Source organism: Mycoplasma sp. 2045, from assembly GCF_024582715.1.
GTDB lineage: Bacteria > Bacillota_I > Bacilli_A > Mycoplasmatales > Metamycoplasmataceae > Mycoplasmopsis.
Genome location: NZ_CP102083.1, coordinates 582,027 through 598,962 on the forward strand (window position 1 = coordinate 582,027; position 16,936 = coordinate 598,962).

At 28.2% G+C, this 16,936-nt stretch carries 17 protein-coding genes and 1 tRNA gene; 7 read left to right on the top strand and 11 right to left on the bottom strand.

Features of this window, described 5'->3' with window-relative positions:
- Positions 1-5: 5 nt before the first annotated feature.
- Together NPA13_RS02350 and NPA13_RS02355 are read right to left on the bottom strand one after the other, a co-directional pair.
- A complete protein-coding gene (locus NPA13_RS02350) occupies positions 6-251 on the bottom strand; it encodes a YneF family protein (RefSeq protein WP_257088857.1) in 246 nt (81 codons plus the stop codon).
- Positions 252-298: 47 nt separating this feature from the next.
- Positions 299-1,378 (bottom strand): M42 family peptidase, encoded by a 1,080-nt coding sequence (locus NPA13_RS02355; protein ID WP_257088859.1) that lies wholly within the window; start codon positions 1,376-1,378, stop codon positions 299-301.
- Between the two features lie 104 nt (positions 1,379-1,482).
- Here NPA13_RS02355 and NPA13_RS02360 point away from each other — a divergent pair.
- Positions 1,483-1,567: transfer RNA gene (locus NPA13_RS02360), tRNA-Leu, on the top strand.
- A gap of 89 nt (positions 1,568-1,656) precedes the next feature.
- Here NPA13_RS02360 and NPA13_RS02365 read toward each other — a convergent pair.
- Entirely contained in the window at positions 1,657-1,920 is a 264-nt protein-coding gene (locus tag NPA13_RS02365) for an HPr family phosphocarrier protein (RefSeq protein WP_257088861.1), read from the bottom strand.
- A 106-nt stretch (positions 1,921-2,026) separates the two neighbouring features.
- On the bottom strand, positions 2,027-3,544 hold the full coding sequence (locus NPA13_RS02370) for a phosphatidylserine/phosphatidylglycerophosphate/cardiolipin synthase family protein (RefSeq protein WP_257088863.1): 1,518 nt from the start codon (positions 3,542-3,544) through the stop codon (positions 2,027-2,029).
- 137 nt (positions 3,545-3,681) lie between these two features.
- Here NPA13_RS02370 and NPA13_RS02375 point away from each other — a divergent pair, with 137 nt between their 5' ends.
- From NPA13_RS02375 to NPA13_RS02385, 3 genes are all read left to right on the top strand, one after another.
- A complete protein-coding gene (locus NPA13_RS02375) occupies positions 3,682-5,466 on the top strand; it encodes a hypothetical protein (RefSeq protein WP_257088865.1) in 1,785 nt (594 codons plus the stop codon).
- Between the two features lie 55 nt (positions 5,467-5,521).
- Positions 5,522-5,782, top strand: coding sequence for a 30S ribosomal protein S20 (gene rpsT, locus NPA13_RS02380; RefSeq protein WP_257088867.1), 261 nt, complete (start codon positions 5,522-5,524; stop codon positions 5,780-5,782).
- Positions 5,783-6,490: 708 nt separating this feature from the next.
- Entirely contained in the window at positions 6,491-6,835 is a 345-nt protein-coding gene (locus NPA13_RS02385; protein WP_257088869.1) for a DDE-type integrase/transposase/recombinase, read from the top strand.
- Positions 6,836-7,177: 342 nt separating this feature from the next.
- Here the strand turns inward: NPA13_RS02385 and NPA13_RS02390 are convergent, their stop codons facing one another.
- Positions 7,178-8,047, bottom strand: coding sequence for an HAD family hydrolase (locus NPA13_RS02390; protein WP_257088871.1), 870 nt, complete (start codon positions 8,045-8,047; stop codon positions 7,178-7,180).
- Positions 8,048-8,113: 66 nt separating this feature from the next.
- Here NPA13_RS02390 and NPA13_RS02395 point away from each other — a divergent pair, with 66 nt between their 5' ends.
- From NPA13_RS02395 to NPA13_RS02405, 3 genes are read left to right on the top strand one after another with little or no spacing between them, the layout of a single operon-like run.
- The gene (locus NPA13_RS02395; RefSeq protein ID WP_257088873.1) at positions 8,114-8,596 is read left to right on the top strand and encodes a hypothetical protein; all 483 of its coding nucleotides are present in this window, start codon (positions 8,114-8,116) and stop codon (positions 8,594-8,596) included.
- Positions 8,596-9,102: a DUF4231 domain-containing protein gene (locus NPA13_RS02400; RefSeq protein ID WP_257088875.1), complete on the top strand. Its 507-nt coding sequence runs from the start codon at positions 8,596-8,598 to the stop codon at positions 9,100-9,102. The genes NPA13_RS02395 and NPA13_RS02400 overlap by 1 nt, the downstream gene beginning before the upstream one ends.
- Positions 9,083-9,496 (top strand): hypothetical protein, encoded by a 414-nt coding sequence (locus NPA13_RS02405; protein WP_257088877.1) that lies wholly within the window; start codon positions 9,083-9,085, stop codon positions 9,494-9,496. Before NPA13_RS02400 ends, NPA13_RS02405 begins: the two co-directional genes overlap by 20 nt.
- Positions 9,497-9,600: 104 nt before the next feature.
- On the opposite strand, the gene rplA is transcribed toward NPA13_RS02405, so the two are convergent.
- From rplA to secDF, 6 genes are all read right to left on the bottom strand, one after another.
- The gene (gene rplA, locus NPA13_RS02410; protein WP_257088879.1) at positions 9,601-10,296 is read right to left on the bottom strand and encodes a 50S ribosomal protein L1; all 696 of its coding nucleotides are present in this window, start codon (positions 10,294-10,296) and stop codon (positions 9,601-9,603) included.
- Positions 10,297-10,298: 2 nt separating this feature from the next.
- Positions 10,299-10,892 (bottom strand): 50S ribosomal protein L11, encoded by a 594-nt coding sequence (rplK, locus tag NPA13_RS02415; protein ID WP_257088881.1) that lies wholly within the window; start codon positions 10,890-10,892, stop codon positions 10,299-10,301.
- Positions 10,893-11,057: 165 nt separating this feature from the next.
- Positions 11,058-12,083 carry a hypothetical protein gene (locus tag NPA13_RS02420; protein WP_257088883.1) on the bottom strand — a complete coding sequence of 342 codons (1,026 nt, stop codon included), beginning with the start codon at positions 12,081-12,083 and terminating at the stop codon, positions 11,058-11,060.
- A 2-nt stretch (positions 12,084-12,085) separates the two neighbouring features.
- Positions 12,086-12,823, bottom strand: coding sequence for a triose-phosphate isomerase (gene tpiA, locus NPA13_RS02425; protein ID WP_257088885.1), 738 nt, complete (start codon positions 12,821-12,823; stop codon positions 12,086-12,088).
- Between the two features lie 68 nt (positions 12,824-12,891).
- Positions 12,892-14,157 carry a GTPase ObgE gene (gene obgE, locus NPA13_RS02430; protein WP_257088887.1) on the bottom strand — a complete coding sequence of 422 codons (1,266 nt, stop codon included), beginning with the start codon at positions 14,155-14,157 and terminating at the stop codon, positions 12,892-12,894.
- Positions 14,158-14,278: 121 nt separating this feature from the next.
- Positions 14,279-16,876, bottom strand: a complete 2,598-nt coding sequence (gene secDF, locus NPA13_RS02435; RefSeq protein ID WP_257088889.1) for a protein translocase subunit SecDF — start codon at positions 16,874-16,876, stop codon at positions 14,279-14,281.
- Positions 16,877-16,936 lie beyond the last annotated feature (60 nt).

The window sequence follows — 16,936 nt, forward strand, 5'->3', positions numbered from 1 at the left end:
TTAAATTATTTTTTATTTTTTTCAGCATTCATTGATTTCATAATTTGACGAATTTGTGTTTCTGATGCTGTTCTACCCATTTGTTTGAACATTACTCTAATCATTTTTTCATTGATAGGTGGGTTTTCTCTAAGTTGTTTTTCAAACATTCTTTTAGCAATAAAGAATGTTACTAAAGCAGTTGCAATAACTACAAATATTACAACAGCAATAATCATCCCAACAAATGCTCCAGTTTGCATTTCAACCATAATTATTCTCCTTAAAATAAATTTTGTAATGAGTTTTAATAATAAAATTAAATATATTTTATTTTATCATAGTTTGTCTTATTAAAATCTTTTAAAAAGTTAACCAATAAATCTTTAGCAGCTATTAAATCAGAAATTGAGCAAACACCAATAGGGCTATGTAAATATCTTTGTGGAAGTGAAATTGTTAAAGTTGCAGCTCCACCTTTTCCAAATTGAAGCTCATGTGCATCTGTACCTCCACCCATTGCAACAAATTTGTAAGCTGGAATTTTATATTTAACAGCAACTTCTTCAAAGAATTGAACTAATTTTGTATCCATTAATGTTCCACCATCTTTAATTCTAAGAGCAGCACCTTTAAATAATGCTGTTGTTCCTGGAATTACATCTGGTGTATCGTGTGAAGAAGTTGTATCAAGTGCTATTGCAACATCTGGATTAACAAGTGCAACTGAACTTCTTGCTCCTCTCGTTCCAACTTCTTCTTGAACTGTTCCAACTAAATATAAATCAACATCTAGATCTAAATCAGCAACTTCATTTGCAATAAATTCTAAAACAGTTACACCTGCTCTATTGTCCATTGCTTTTCCACCGATTAAATCAGGATTATCAAATAAAATAGTTTCTCCACTCATTTGAACTCTATCACCAATTGTTACTCCTGCCGCTATTGCTTCTTGTTCATTTTTAAATCCAAAATCAGCATAAAGTTCATTATTAGTCATAGCTTTTGAAACTTTAGAATTTTCCATAATGTGAATACTTGTGTGTCCAAATACACCTAAATATTCTTTGTTTGCTGTGATTAATTTAGCTTTTGTTCCAATAACTGTTGAAGCTCAAATTCCACCAATTGGACTTAATAATAATTGCCCTGATTTTTCAATTCTTCTTACAATGTAACCTACTTCATCCATATGTGCTGCAATCATAACTTTTGGAGCAGATGGATTTTTAGATGGTTTGTGAAAAATGATTGAACCTAATTTATCTCTTGAAATTAAGTAAACTGATGAAATATTTTTTCTTAATTCATCCGCTACAGGTTCTTCGTATCTTGACATAGCTTCGATTTCTAAGTATTTAATTAATTGATTTTTAAATTGTTCTTTGTTGTTCATAAACACCTTCTGATTTGTAAAAATAGCTTTAAATTAAAGTTAATTTAAATTATATAAATCTTTATAAATTTTTTTAATTTTGTTTTATAATATTTTTACTAATTGCGTGAGTGGTGAAATTGGCAGACACGCTAGATTAAGGCTCTAGTGGGGCGACCCATGCAGGTTCAAGTCCTGTCTCGCGCACCATATGACACTAAAAAGTGTCTTTTTTTATTTTCTTTTTGTACAAAAGGCAAAAAGAAAAATCGCCATTATTGTAGCGATTTTCAGAACAATTAAATTAAACCATGATTTTTTAAAGCAGCTTCAATAGCTTTTACTGCTGCTTCTTCATCTTCTCCAAGCACTTTAACTGTAATTTCAGCTCCGTGTTTAATTCCTAAAGCCATAATGTTCATAATTGATTTTAAATTAGCTTCACGTCCATTGTAAATTAATTTAGAATCTGATTTAAATTTTGTAGCCGTTGAAACAATTAAAGTTGCTGGTCTAGCATGTAAACCAATTGGATCAATAATTTTAGCTGTGAATTCTTTCATTGTTTTCTCCTTTGTTCCTTTGCAATTGATTTTAATAAAATGCTATTTAAAAATTTAACAAAATAAAATTAAAAAAAGTAGTTTATCTAACCAAAATATACTCTTATTATATCAATGGTTTAGTTATATCAAAAACAAATTTCTTAAATAGATTACTTTTTTTCTTATTTTTACAGTTTTTTTTCATATTTTCAGATTTTTTATCATATTCATCAAAAATCTGAATTAGTTTTTGGACTGATTTTCCTTCAAAAACGTCCATTGTTTCATATTGTGAAAACATACTTCTACTGTCTCAGTTAGTTGTTCCGACTCAAGCGATTTTGTCATCAACTATCCCTGCTTTAGTGTGTAAAAAATGGTCATCATAAATTTTTACCTCTAAACCATATGGAATTAATTCTTCAAGTTGAGATAAACTGATTTTATAAACGAGCTTCTTATCTGGTAACCCTGGGAAGTAAATTGTGATTTTCACATTATTTCTCAATGCTAAAATCAATTGTTTTTTAAGTGCATTAGTAACTGAAAAGTATGGTGTGCAAATACGAATTGACTTTTTAGCAGTTGCAATTAATTTTAGTCATAAAAATTCTGATTCTGAATAGTCAAAATTAGGTGATTCTAAAATTAAAAATGAATTATTTTCATATTCTTGATCACCAGTATCAATAAATAATGAACTTCTAATTTCAATTTTTTTATTAGTTATTATTTTTCAAAACTTAATAAAATGAATTATATATGTATTTATATATGGACCTGTAATCTTATAGTTAAGATCAATTCAGTGTCCATATTTTTTTGACATTGATGAATATTCATCTGAAATGTTGTTTCCACCTGAGAAAACCATTTTGTTATCTATAATAATAAACTTCTCATGGTTTCTTGAAAAACTACTTGCATTAATAAATGGATAATAAATTTTTCCGATATAAGCAAACTCAATGTTTGGATGTTTAGATAATTTAGATAACTTTCTTTTTTGTGATGGCATAGCCCCAAAATCATCAACAAGTCATTTAATTTTTACACCTTCATTAGCTTTTTTAAGTAGTAAGCTTAAGAAGTGGTCTGAGATTTCTGATTTTTTAATTATGTATGTAATGATGTAGATTGTTTTTTTTGCATTATTGATTCCATTAAATAAGTAATCATAGAATCTATATCCTTCGTCATAGAATTCAATATTCGCAGGTAGGATGACATTATTATTAAGATTTGTAAGCTCTGTTAAATTATTACTTTTATAACTTAATTGATTTTGATTTTTCATAAACAATGGAACATATTGTTTTAAACAATAAATCGGATTTTTATTAACCTTAATTTCATTTTTATTTTTTCAATGGAAACCATAAACGATAAAAATAACATGTCCGATTATTGGTAATAACATCGTTAAATAAATTCAAGAAAATTTCGACTCATGTTGCTTCTTTTGACTGTAAATAACAAAGACAAAAGTCACATTAGTTACATAGAACAAGAAGATGAAAAAATATGAAACTTCTTTGTAAATATTAAGCACTAAAAACGATACAAAAACAACAGTTAATGTAACAATGAAAAATGCAATTATAAATGAAATTAATCACTTTAAGTTATTTTTAGTAATCATGATTTAATTTTATATCATTTTATTCTTTTTGTCCTAAAAAATAGTACTTAAAAAATATTTTAATCACAAAAATAAATTTGGTTTTGGTATAAAATAAACATTATTTTAAATAATTAAAATTAAGACAAAAAGGATTTATGAAACAGCAGAATTTACTTAGAAAACTCAAAGCTTGATCAGCAATTATTATAATTGCTTTAATCTCAATTTTTACCTTTACATTAGCCGGTGTAAAAATGAGTAACAGATTTAAACCATCCTTCTTTAATTACAAGTCTTATATCTCAGATGAGAATAGAGATAAAATTCAAGAAAACTTCTCTTACAAAACATTTGATGAAATTAACGAATTCACAGTTGCCCTTGTAAACTCAAAAGCAATTGCTGGAATTGGAAGCGATTTCCAAGCAGTTAATTTAATCAAAAAAGATCTATTAGCACCAATTGATTTTAGAAAGTTGCTAAATTTATCAGACAAACCTGATAAGGAGTTGCTTAAAAACATCTTGCAAACTATTTACACACCTATTGTGTTTGAACATTTAGCAAGTTATGATGAAGATCTAAAAACAGATCAATCAGGTAAAAAATTTGAGGAACCAAGACACTTATGAGAATACTTTGTTCCATACTTTATGCAGGATGCAGTAGTTGCATTTAACACAAAGAAACAAAAACAAACTAACGGTGTACAACCAATCACAAAAGAATTACTAGACCAAAATAAAGCAGAATTACAAGCTAATGGAACAAACCTTGGGGAGTTCGGTTCACTTAGTTTATATAACCAATTAAATACATTGTTTAATAATGGATATTCTAATTTAACTATTACAGATGCTGTTAGAGCTAATATGTTATATGGTTCATTTTATGACTTTAAACCTACCGGTGTAGTCTTAAACACAAATAACGATGTTACTAAAGATAACTACACAAAGTTTATTGATAACTTCTATTCACTTGTTCAAAAAGGTACTGGAAAAAATCCAAATGATAGCAACTATATCACATATGACGGTGATGGTCAAGGTATCTTAAATAAATTAATTAATCCACAGTATCCAGAAGCTGATTCAGCTGTTATGTATAATGGTGATGCATTGGATGCTTACTTCTCAGATAACAACTATGAAGAAGTTGAAAACGGAACAGTACAATCATTTAAAATTGCACAAAACATCTTACTCATAGATGGATTAGTAGTTGCTAAAAACACATCACAAGGAACTCTTGATGAACTTTATGAAACATTAAATTCATCAATTTATTCAAATATGGGTGAATTATATAGATTCACAAAACAATTTAAAAATGATATTCAGGAAGGTCTAAATAATTATTCACTTAAAATGTATGATGAATATATTGATTTAGTGTTCAGAGACTACTATACAGATCTAAATAAATATAATGATTTCAAGAGTCAACTACACGAGCTTTATAAAGCTACATTAATCGATATCAATACACTTAGTTCATATAAAGCAAAAGTTGAAGAATTATTTAGTATTCAAGAAACTAAAAATGTTTTTGTAAGGTTGATTCAAGATTTAAACAATAAAGATCCTGAAAATACAATTGATATCAATAATGAAGATGAATTTAAGAAAAAGATTGAGTTTATAGTAAATCACATCGATTTTGCTAATAGTAAATTTGTTAAAATAATGAATAAAAAATACTTACAACTTAATAACTTCGACTTTGTTAACTATACTCCTCCAACAAGATTTGAATATGAGTTAGTTAAAAGAAATTACTTCATTACAGATGACAATGAAGTAGATAATAGTGCATTATACATTTATCAAATTGAAAATGATCCAAACGAAAAAGTCACACACACTAAGATAAATGGTGTAGATGACAACTTATCTTCAAAAATCGGAATTGCATATAACCAAAAATTCAAAAGCTAAAAATATAGTATAATAGAAAAGATTTTTCACATATATTTAGAAAAAGGGAGGATTTATGGCTAACATTAAATCTAAAGTTAAAAGTATAGCTAAGATGGAAAAAGCTCGTGTTAAAAACGCTGCTATGAAATCAAGAGTTAAAACAGCTATACGTAAAGCTAGAGAAGCTGTTTTAGCTAAAGATGCAAAAGCTGCTGAATTAGTTGCATTTGCTCACAAAACAATTGCTAAAGCTGTTTCTAAAGGTGTTTTCCACCCAAACAAAGGTGCTAGAAAACGTTCACGTTTAGATGAATTTGTAAACAAAAACAAATAGTTTAAACATCATAAAAAAAACGGACTAATAAACTGGGACACGAAATATGGACAATCCATATTTCGTGTTTTTTGTATAGGAGAATATATGAGACAACTTAAACAGCATGAATGACTTGAACTTTTTCAATTTATCATGATTATAAAAAGGTTTAATTGCAAAAAATGATTTTGAAAATAAATTTCTTTCAATCAGAGAATTAGCTTTTTGATAAAAAATTCATAGAAGTGAAAAGATATTTTATTAGAAATTACAAAAGATATAATTTAGGTATGACTAATTTAGAATCTCAAACAGGCAAATCTTCTAAAAAGGTAAAGGTGTAGGAAGGTCAAAAAGAAAAATATAACCCCAATTGAAATTGTTAAAAAGAATGAGAAAAAATGCCAAAAGAACAATTAATAGAACTTTTGGAAATTTACAAAGATTCTTTTGATAAAAATGGAATTGAAGTTGATATTTCTAAGATAAAAAGTCTTCAATTTCTGTAAGAAGATTGGGTCTTTCATTTAACAAGTCTAAATCAACCATTCATAATTTAAAAACAAAAAATAAACAAAATAAAAATCTAAAATTTAATAATAAATATGATGAATTAGTAATTAAATCATTTAAACAAAATAAATGTTTATTTGGAAGAAAAAGACTTGAAAATTATATAAAAGAGAATATCAAATAGCGCTTAATTATAGAACTATTGGTAGAATAATGAATAGATTAAATTTGTTTTGTTTAATTAGAAAAAGAAAAAGGACAGAGAACAAAAAATACAAATGTAAAATTTATTGATTTAGTAAATCGAGATTACAAAGGTCAAAAAATCAAATTATTGCAACAGATGTAACATATATACAAGCCCCAAAAGATTGTGAAAACAATTTTGTTTTCTTGTCAGTTGCCATTGATCATAAAAGTAAATATATTGTTAATTACAATCTTTCAACAAGAAATGATCTTGAACTGGTTATACAACATATGTCAAAAATAAAATTAAATCAAAAATGAATTGCACATTCTGATCATGGATTTCAATATTCTTCAAAAATTATGTAGAAACAATTCAAAAGAACAATGGAATGGTTTCAATGGGAAGGGTCGGAAATTCTTTGGATAATAGGAAGCTGAATATTTCTTTTCAATTTTGAAATCTGAATGTTTAAAATTAATAGACATATCAAAAATTACATTTAAAGAACTTAAAAATTTAATTAATAATTTTATATTTTGATATAACACTGAAAGAATTCAATCTGTACTGAATTGAAAAACACTCAAGAATCTTGAGTGTTATGACAAATTAAACTTTTGTCCAATTTTCGTGTCCTAGTTTACTAATGTCCGCTTTTTTATTTCTCTTCTTCACTTTTACAATAGTGTGCAAGTTATAAAAGTTTTTTAGTACATAATTTTCTTATTTGTTTTCGCAATATTTCCCATTTGAGAAACAGCTCTTTTAAGTTCATAATCTCCACGATATAAATAATCAACAATAGCTTCAGCTAATCCATCTTGAAGCACATCTGATGTGTAATATTTTGCAAATGATTTTGTATATTGGTCAGAATTATCCATTGCATATGAATATCCTGATAATTTAAACATCGGAATGTCGTTTGGACTATCTCCAATTGTCATAACATCAGCTAAATCAGCGTTGAAAATGTTTTCACATAATCATTTCATTCCTGAACCTTTATTTACTCCAGGATTAGACATTTCGATATATAAATAATCAACATTGACTAAGTCTAACTTAATATCTGATTGATTATATAAATCAACAAATTTTTCTAATTGTTCTTTTGTTCCATAAGCTTCAATTCTGTGTAAATCAGCAGGAATAGTTCCATCTGTAATTCACTTATCATATTCATTAAATGATGTTAAAAACTCATAGATATCATCGTGAACGTTGTATAAGTAGAATTGATTAACACCTGCATAATATAATGTAACATCAGCTTTGAGTGCTAAATCTCAAACCTTTTTAGCTTCATTAGGATCAATTATTTCAATGTGCAATGGTTTTTCTTCTTGCATATCATAAATAATCGCACCACTTGAACAAGATAAATATCTTGAATTAAGTTCTCTAGCTAAACGTTTAATTTTTTCTAAAACTGGATTACCTGTGTTGATTACGAATGGAATATTTTTAGATGATAAATCTAAAACTTGTTCTTTTACTTTTTCTGATAATTTTTTATGTGGAAATCCGTAAATTGTTCCATCCACATCACTAAAAACTGCAAATGATTTATTCATGCGAATATTATAAATTAAACTATCAAAATATAGCTAAAAATAATATTTTCAATTAAAATATATTTCATGAAAGATATTATTAAATATTTAAACAAACGACTTAAGCATGATAAGAAGAAACTGCTTACTTACAAGATTATTGATATCAGTTTTTCTATAATAATTGCACTGCTTAATATTTCATCAATTATCATAGCTGCAATTGCGCTTTCAATCATTGTGTCACATGGGCAAACAAATGGAAATGATGAATTACAAAGAAACTCATCATACATTTCGGTTATCTTACTTTGTGTGTTTATGATTATTCTATTCTTTTTAAACATTGGAATAGCTATTTATCGTAGCAATACTAAGATGTCAACTTATAAGAAAGTTCATGAAAGTTTGGGATATCTTGAAATTAAGTATGCTAATGGTTTAATTTCAGAAGAAAACTTAATTAAATTCATTGACTATATGTACACTGAAGCTAAATCATTCAAGAAATTAGCAATCTTAGAAGTTATTCAGGATGAAATTACCTCACCATCAGGAGGTAAGAAATAATGAAAAAGAAAAACATTACAATGAACGCTTATTTCAAGCTTTATAGAGAAACAAAACTTAAGCTTATTGTGTATTCAGTTTTATATTATTTACTAAATGCATCAATAATCTTGTTTACACTTTTAAACGGTGTGATAGCAATTTTATTCCTTGCAGGAGCATCTTCTTATTATCCTGATGGTATGACTAATCCGTACAAAAGTTTTTTAAACTTAAATAGTAACTACATTATCTTGTTAACAATTGTTAATGCAATAATCACTTTTACTTCAGGTATATTATCATTCTTTGTTATTAATAAAAAAGCAATCTTTTATCAAACTAAAATTAAAGCAATTCAACTTGAACACCTTTTATACAAATCTAAATTACACATATATAAGGATTTAAATAATAAAGAAGCAAACTTTACATTATTTAAAAGAACAATGAGCATATTAGAAATAGACAGATATAAATCAAGCGATATTGAAAAAGAGGTTAATAATGGACAAAGACAAAACTAAAGAACAAAAGAAAAACAAATTACAAATCAACAGCATTAATGATATTGATAAGGTCAAAAATAGAGTTTATTTTAAATACATTACAAGTAAAACTTTATTTACATTATTAAACGTTATTTCTATTTTCTTATCTGCTTCAATTATTGTTCTAAACTTATATTCAATTAGATTTAATATCTTGCCTGATAAAACAATGGACTTGTTTGTTGCGATTGCTTTATTCTCTATTATCATAACAATGCTTGTATCACTTCAAAGCTTCTTAGCTATAACAAACAAGACAAATGAATATAAAGATAAGATTTCAAGAAATGTTGAATTCTTAAAAGAGTTTAAGGAACAAACTCAAATAACTGATAATGATATCGAAGTTATTAAGCAAATTATTGAGTAAAATGGATGAATGAAACTGAATTAAAAAAGTTTCATTCATTTTTTTTATTTGCCTTGCACATAGGAATAAAAAAATCATAGGTTGCCCTATGACTTATAAATTAACTATTTTTCAATTTTAATTTTAACACTTGGTCCCATTGATGCTGAAACTGTTAAGTTTAACATATATGTTCCTTTAACAGCTGCAGGTTTTAATCTTTTAATTAATGAGATTAATGTTTGTGCATTTTCTACTAATGCTTCAGTTGACATACTTGCTTTTCCGATTAATGAGTGTACAATACCGGCTTTGTCTGTACGGTAGTTAGCTTTACCTTTTTTAAGTTCTTCAACAGCTTTTTCAGGTGTTGGAGTAACTGTACCTGTTTTAGGGTTTGGCATAAGACCTTTAGGTCCTAATTTTTTACCATATTTTCCTAATAAAGGCATCATAGCTGGGTCAGCTACCATAACATCGAAATCAAATTGATCTTCTTTAATTCTTTGTTCTAATGCTTGTGCATCAACAACAATATCTGCACCAGCTTCTTGTGCAGCTTTTTGTTTTTCAACATTGTTTGTAGCTACTAAAACTCTGATTGATTTACCTGTTCCGTTTGGAAGTAATACAGCTCCACGTAATTGTTGGTCTGCTTTACGAACGTCTAAGTTTAAGTTGAAAGCTAAATCGATTGAAGCGTCAAATTTTGCGTAAGAAGTTTTTTTAGCAAGCTCAATAGCTTCAGCTAAATCGTAAGCAACTGTTCTGTCAAATGCAGCTCTAGCAGCTTTTAAATTTTTAGAAACTCTTTTAGCCATAATTATTCTGCTCCTTCTTCTTTGTCGTGTTCGTGTGAAATAACGTTAACTTCGATTCTTTCACCTTTTGTTGCAACAAGTTCTTCAGCTTCTTTGTTTAATTCAGCTTCTCTAGCTTCAGCTTTTGCTTCTGCTTTAGCTGCAGCAGCAGCTTCTTTTTTAGCTTTAAAAATGTCGTCGTATCCTTCTACTAAAACACCCATTTGTTTAGCTGTACCAGCAATTGTAGCCATAGCAGCGTAAACATCATCTGTGTTTAAGTCAGGTAATTTGTATTCAGCGATTTCTCTTAATTGGTCTTTTGAGATTGTAGCAACGATTGTTGTTTTAGCGTTTGAAGCACCTGATTGAATTTTTGCAGCTTGCTTAATTTTGTATGAAGCAGGAGCTGTGAATAATTTGAATTCGAATGATTTGTCTTTGTAAACTGTAATTTGTACTGGAACTGGTTCGTCCCCTCTATCTCTTGTAGCATCGTTAAAAGCTTTTGTAAATTCTGGCATGTTAACACCAACTCCAGCAAGAGCTGGACCTGGTTTAGCTTTACCAGCAGGGAATTGCAACTTAGCAATACGTTGAATTTCTTTTTTTGCCATAAACTCTGTATCCTTTCGATATGGTGGTCAAACGATATTTTTTATATCTCCCACATTAATTTGGCAATATTGTGTATATTGCTTTTTTATTATAATAAAAAAAATCATTTTTGATAATGATTTTAAAGTGATTGATTTTTAGACTTTTAGCACTGTGTGTATGGCTTAAATGTTTTTAATTTTATCTCTTAGATTCTGTGTTTTTTTAGAAAGATTTTCATAATCATCTGATAGACGTTCTAAATATTTTTTAATGTTTTCTCCATTAAATTCTGCTTCATTAACTAATTCAATTGCTTTCTCAAGTCATCTTAAGTTTTTCTTAAGAATTTCTAATAAGTCGTCATTTGCAATTGATTTAGAAATTTTATCTAGTATTACAATGTTATCAATTTGTCTAAATAAATTAATTTTATTGAATGTCTGCATTCTTTTTTTATCAACTGTTTTTAATTCAGTTGTTATCACATTTTTAGCTTTTATCCTATGATTAAGAGTTTTTGGATTTTTGTAAATAAAATCAATTCGCTGAATATCATCTGAATTATAAATTCTTAATTCATTTAATATTGTTGTAATTTCTGCATTATTAAGAAAATTCATATTCTTTTTCTTATATTGCGCTTCAAAGAGAGCGAAACCAACTAAAGAGGCAATTAAGCCAGGATCTGACTCGTCAGTAATCTTGCGAATTGATTTTTTCTTAAGAATTTCTATTGTATTTTTAAAGTAGATTTTATCTTCGTAACCTTTAGACATTCACTTTAATGAAATTTCTTGTTTAGATGTAAATTTATCCTTAAAAATATTTGCATTATGACAAATTGTTTGGTTGCCTAAAACCGTTTTTATGATTGTATTTTCTAAAACGGGATTCCAGCCATAAAACACAAACTTCTCATTAATATTATTAACAGTTAAATCTTTAACCTTCATTCCATTTAATTTAGCTATATCAGCTAACAATTTAATTCTGAATTTTTTGAAGTATTCTTTTTTGTCATAATTTCTAAAGTTAATAACATTTGTTTTTATTTGTATTTCTTGGTTTTTATCATTATTTGGATATTTCCCAATTGTATATGCAAACGGAATTGAATGAAACTTCGATGTCTTTAATTCATCATAAATAAGGGCGTGTCTTCTATCTATTGCTTCGAAGTCAATGTATATTTCTATTTTCTTATTCATTTTTACCTAGTTTTTAAAGCGTGCTTAATTACTTCGATAAAGTTATCTAATTGCAATGATGCCTTACCAACTAAAAATCCATTGATATTTGGTTGTGCACATAATTGTTCAATATTTTGACTTGTAACACTTCCTCCATATTGAACAATAACTTTGTTATCTAGCAATTGCGAAATGAAGCCACAAATTTCATTTGCAAATTCAGGAGTAGCTGAATGACCTGTTCCTGTAGCTCAAATCGGCTCATAAGCAATGATGAATTTATCTAAATCAAGACCTTTAGTTGTTTCTAAAACTTGTTGCTTAATAATTTCTTTAGTTTTATTGTTTTGATAATCTTCTAAACTTTCACCAACACAAATTAAAGGTGTAATCCCGTGTTCAATAGCAATTTTGGCCTTAACATTAACTCTTTCATTAGTTTCAAAGTGATGTAATCTTCTTTCGTTGTGTCCTAAAATAACGTATCTAACGTTTAAATCATTTAGCATAAGAGCACTAACTTCACCTGTGAATGCACCGAATTGATGAATAGACATATTTTGAGCAACTGGTAGTACAAATTTACTTATAGCACTTGTGAATGCAGGTAAACTTGGATAAGGCGCTGCAATTCCAACTTTAATGCTTTTAGGAATGTTTAATTCTTTGAACGATAAAACTAAATCATCTAAATAACTCAATGTTTGAGTGTAAGTTTTATTCATTTTTCAGTTTCCGATTATTAAAAAATCTTTCATATTTACCTCTTTTATTTATTTTATTTTATTTAAAGAAAATAAAAAGAAATCAATAATTAAATTATTGATTACTCTTCATCTGTTCATTCAAATTGGAAACCGTAAATAGAAACAGTGTCACCATATTTAACACCTTTTCTAATTAACTCTTCTCAAACACCCATTTTCTTTAAGATATTGTTAAATCTAACAAGGTTGTCAAATGTATTAATTGGAATACGGTTGTATAATTCTTCAACTTTTTTACCTGAAACTTCGTAGTATCCGTGATATGGATTTGTAACAACAAAATCAGGTTCATACTCAATAACTTTTTCCTCTTCTTCTTTTTCTTCAATTGGTTGAGCTTTGTTATTGATAATTAAGTCTCATAATTTAGCTTTAACTTCTTCTAAGTTTTCACGTTTGATTGCAGAAATTGAAACAACTTCAACATCCGGATATTTAGCTTTGAATTCTTTTAAGTGTGCTTTGAAAGCTGGTAAATCTTCTTTGTTAGCAATTACTAATTGTGGCTTTTGCTCTAGTTTTAAATTGTATGACTTAAGTTCATTGTTAATAACTTCATAATCTTCAACAGGATTTTTTTCTTCTGAACCAAAGTCAATAATGTGAGCTATAACTCTACAACGTTCAATGTGTTTTAAGAATTGAATTCCTAAACCTTTACCTAATGCAGCGCCTTTAATTAACCCAGGTAAGTCAGCAACTGTAAATGAATCGTCAAAATATTTAACCATTCCTAATTGTGGCACAAGAGTTGTAAATTCGTATTCAGCAACTTTAGCTTTTGCATTTGAAACAGCATTTAAGAATGTTGATTTTCCTGCTGATGGCTTACCTACTACACCAACATCTGAAAGAATTTTTAACACAATGTGTGCTTCAAATTTTTCTCCAGGTAATCCATTTTCAGAAATTCTTGGAGCTGTATTTTTAGCTGTTTTGAATTTAGTGTTACCTCTACCACCTTTACCACCAGAAGCTATTAAATACGGCTTGTGTGGTTCAATAATATCAGCAACTAAACGTTTACCATCATAAACCAATGTCCCAACAGGCACCTTAACGTATGTGTCTTCTGCATTGGCTCCATAAAGGTTTTTAGGACCACCTTTAACTCCATCTTTTGCAACAATACGTTTGTTTTGGTAGAAAGTTAAAAGAGTATTTTTACCTAAGTCACCTACAAAGTAAACATTTCCTCCTCTTCCTCCATCTCCACCGTCTGGACCACCTTTATCAACGTGTGCTTCTCTACGGAATGAAACCATACCATTTCCACCACGTCCAGCTTGAATTGATACATAAACTTCATCTATAAATTTAGCCATATTTCCCTCCTTTATGGCAATTAATTTAAATTAATGTAATTATATTCTAAAAATATAATTAAGTTATGCAAATGCATTTGTTTTTGTTAAAAAACAAACTCACGTTTGTGAGTTTGAAATTTTAAAGATAATCATTTACTCCAGCGAATGTTTGCTCATCTGGATGGTTAACATTTCAGTAACCTGTATCAATTCTCTTTTGAATTTTTCTTTGTTTGTGTCCTTCTAACATTGCTCATACTCAAGAACAAATGAAGATTGATGAGTAAACTCCGATTGAAATTCCAAATAACATAACAATGTTAAATGACATATTTGTAGCATTGTTAAAGCATAATAGAACTAAAATAGCTAGAATTGTTGTTCCTGATGTATATAAACTTCTCTTGAATGTTTGTACAATTGAGTGGTTAACAATTGACTTGATATCATCTTTTTTAAGAATTTTTCCATTGAATTTAGTTTTAATTGTTTCACGTATCTTATCAAATGTAACAACAGTATCATTGATACTTAAACCTAAAATTGATAACATAGCTGCAACTATGATTGTTGAAACTTGTAATCTTGTAATTACAATGAAAGCAATAACCATTAAGAAGTCGTGAACTAAACCAATAATTGCTGCAATTGAGTAAGTTCATGACATTCTGAATAATAAGTAAACAATAATTCCAACAAAGCTAATTACAGTAGCTAAAACTGCATTTAATACTAATTTGTTAGCTTCACTTGTTGAAATTGTGTAACTAATAATTTCAACGTTTGCATTATTACTTAAAATATCAGCTCTAATTTTTTCAACAACATCTGCCGATAATGATTGACTTGCTTTAATCATTACAACATATTCATTTCCTGAAGCACTCGCTTTTGAGAATGAAACTATTTGGTCAACATTTTCAATATTGTATTTTGCAGCATTATCTGCAATTACTTTTTTAATAGATTCAGCATCTTCTAATGTAATAGCAGAACCAATTGATGGTTGAACAGTTATATTTGTTCCTCCGGCAAATTCAAGTGATTTATTAAATCCTCCTCAAATATTGTTTTCAGATGCTGAAAGTGAAATGAACACAATCAATCCAATAAGAACAAATATCACAGAACCAAGTGCAAATCATTTTGATTGTTTCAAGTAATCAAAGTTTTCAATCATTGCACCAAGCTTAGTTTTATGGTTAATGTATCTTTTTCTGATACCTAACATATAAAGTTTGTCATTGAACATACCTGTTCCAACTAACATTGACGCTAAAAATCTTGAAAAGACTAACATAATTAACAATGTACATAAAACAGATAATACAAGTGTAATACTGAATCCTTTCACATCTTTTGTACCAAAGTAGAATAGGATAAATCCAACAATTAAAGTTGTAACGTTTGCATCGATAATTGATGACATACTTAGCTTATTAGCATTCCTGAATGACTTCTTCAGCGAGTCTCCTGTGTAAACTTGCTGTTTTAGTCTTTCAAAAGTAATAACGTTTGCATCAACACTAATACCAATTCCAATAATCAAGGCAGCTAATGTAGCCGGTGAATATTCTCCTCTTAATACTGTGAAGATTAGTAATGTTAAGAAAATATAAAGAGCAATTGAGATTGTTGATAATGCACCAAGTAATCCATAGTTAACTAACATAAATATTGAAATTAAACTGAAGATAACAATTCCAGCAATCATTGCATAGTTAAATGATGAATTATTTAAATCAGGTTGCACATAAACATTTGATAATACTTCTAACTCATAATCACTTAAACCAAAGTTAATTTGGTTAGCTAAGTGTTGTGCTTCTTGAGCTGTGAAATTACCTGATATTTGTACGCTTTCACCATTTAATGGCTCATTAACTGAAGCGTTTGAAATCATATAAGCAGTTGCATTAAATTCAAACTCTTTTAAAGCATTTTCAACTCTTCTAGGGTAACCGGTTGAATTATCAATTGAGTAAGCTTGGTTTGTAACGTGAATAAAGTTTCATAAATTATGTCCTGATTGATCTCAATCTTCAGGGAACTCATTTTGTGCAATTGATAATAATTTTTCAATATTTAATCACATTAAAACACGTTTGTCTTGTTGACTTGAAACATATTCAGTTGCTTTTGTTCATTCAACTTGGCTATCTGGTCTAAGTTTTAGACTAACTGAGTTCTTACCATTTGATGTATTTGCTTGTGATGTTGCAGAATCTTGTAAAAATGGTGGAATTCATTTTGAAGCAGGTATATCTGTAGTAGAACCATCCACTCCAATAGGCTCACCAACTTTAAATGAACCTTCATAGAATAATGGTCTTAACTGTCCATCAGTAATTGTTAATAATGGTTTATCAACAATTTCATTTTGGAAAAGAATTCTCTCTGAATCGGTTAATTGACCTGATTTAGTGATTCTTATTTTTCCATCACCTTCAGAACTAACTGTAATTCCATTTAAACCGGTACTATTAAGTCTGTTATATAACGATGTGTTAACAAGATTTGTAAGTTGATTGTCTGCGTTCTTTTTATCTTTTTGAACTTGGACTAAAACTTCAATTCCTCCACCATACTCAATAGATTTATTTACATTTTTACCAATGTAAAATAAACTACCAAAAACAATGGCTAAGATTGTTGAAATAATTGTGATAGTGCTTATCACAATTCTCTTTCAATTGCTTAACTTAAAAAATTTTGATATTCTGCTTCTTAATTTCATAATTAGTATTAATTCTACCAAAAATATGGTTTATTTTTTATCTATAAGATAAAAAGAAAT